This window comes from bacterium (assembly GCA_021372775.1).
Classification (GTDB): Bacteria; Acidobacteriota; Polarisedimenticolia; order J045; family J045; genus JAJFTU01.
Genome location: JAJFTU010000062.1, coordinates 1 through 1844, shown reverse-complemented (window position 1 = coordinate 1844; position 1844 = coordinate 1). Strand labels below are relative to the sequence as shown.

Sequence of the window (1844 nt, the reverse complement as noted above, 5' to 3'; positions counted from 1 at the left end):
TCGCCACTGGCGCGAGGATTGGCGACCCCAAGGGGATTCGAACCCCTATTCTTAGCTTGAAAGGCTAATGTCCTAACCCTTGGACGATGGGGTCGCTCTGGTCCCGCGGCGGCAAAGTGTAGGGAGAGTCGGGCGGGCTGTCAACGCGAACCGTCAGGAACGGTTGCCCTCGCGCGGCGGGTCCGAATAAGATAACCGTCTCATAAGCCTTCCATTTCCTGCGGTCAGTCCGTTCGGCCGGCCCGACCCCGCGCGGCGGGGCGCCGAGGCGCCGAAGGGGCCCTCCGCCGACTCGCAAGCGAGGGGAGCGCGCCCAAGAGTCCACTTCCCGCGCACCGGGGTTGCCCCAGGGAGCGACGATGATCAGGCACAAGAAGCTGGCCCAGTGGGTCGAGGAAGTCGCCCAACTCTGCAAGCCGGACAAGGTCCACGTCTGCGACGGCACGAACGACGAATATCAGCTGATGCTCCGGCTGATGGTCCACGCCGGGACCGCGATGTGGATGAATCCGGAGAAGCGGCCGAACAGCGTCTTCGTCCGCTCCAACCCGGCCGACGTGGCGCGCGTCGAGGACCGCACGTTCATCTGCTCGCGCAGGAAGGAAGACGCGGGCCCGACGAACAACTGGCGCGAGCCGGAAGAGATGAAGGCCGAGCTGCGCAAGCTGTACGACGGCGCGATGCGCGGCCGCACGATGTACGTCATCCCCTACAGCATGGGCCCCGTCGGCTCCCCGATCGCCAAGATCGGCGTCGAGATCACCGACTCCCCGTACGTCGTGGCCAACATGCACATCATGGCCCGCGTCGGCGCCAAGGTGCTGGACGTGCTGGGCGACGACGGCGAGTTCGTGCGCGGCCTGCACTCGGTCGGCTCCCCGCTCGAGGGGAACGCGCCGGACAGCCCGTGGCCGTGCAACGCCGAGCACAAGTACATCTGCCACTTCCCCGAAACGCGCGAGATCTGGTCGTTCGGCTCCGGCTACGGCGGGAACGCGCTCCTCGGCAAGAAGTGCCACGCGCTGCGCATCGCCTCGGTCCAGGCCCGCGACGAGGGCTGGCTCGCCGAGCACATGCTGATCCTCAAGCTGACGAGCCCCGAAGGCGAAGTGAAGTACATGACCGGCGCCTTCCCGTCGGCCTGCGGCAAGACCAACCTCGCGATGCTCATCCCGACGATGCCCGGCTGGAAGGTCGAGACCGTGGGCGACGACATCGCCTGGATGAAGTTCGGCGCCGACGGCCGACTCTACGCGATCAACCCCGAAGCCGGGTTCTTCGGCGTGGCCCCGGGCACCAGCCTCAAGTCGAACCGCAACGCGATGCTCACCGCCGCCAAGAACTCGATCTTCACCAACTGCGCGGTGACGCCGGACGGCGACGTGTGGTGGGAAGGGATGACGGACGACAAGCCGGCCTACCTGACCGACTGGCTCCGCCGCCCCTGGACGCCGGACTGCGGCCGCAAGGCGGCGCACCCGAACGCCCGCTTCACCACCCCGGCCAAGCAGTGCCCGGCGATCGCCCCGGAATGGGAAGACCCGAAGGGCGTGCCCATCTCGGCGATTCTCTTCGGCGGCCGGCGCGCCAACGTCGTCCCGCTCGTCAACGAGGCCTACAGCTGGCAGCACGGCACCTTCCTCGGCGCCTGCGCCTCCAGCGAGACGACCGCCGCCGCGGCGGGCAAGGTCGGCCAGCTCCGCTTCGACCCGATGGCCATGCTGCCGTTCTGCGGCTACCACATGGGCGACTACTTCGGCCACTGGCTGAAGGTCGGCGCCGCGCACGACGCCGCCAAGCTGCCGCGCATCTACTACGTCAACTGGTTCCGCCAGGACGACGGC

Annotated in this window: 1 protein-coding gene and 1 tRNA gene; one reads left to right on the top strand and one right to left on the bottom strand. The window is 68.1% G+C overall.

The window, feature by feature from the left end:
- Positions 1–19 precede the first annotated feature (19 nt).
- Positions 20–94, bottom strand: a tRNA-Glu gene (locus LLG88_02530).
- Between the two features lie 265 nt (positions 95–359).
- Between LLG88_02530 and LLG88_02525 the strand changes: the two genes are divergently transcribed.
- Positions 360–1844: phosphoenolpyruvate carboxykinase (GTP) (locus LLG88_02525; protein ID MCE5245784.1), on the top strand; the 1485-nt coding region annotated here is incomplete at its 3' end.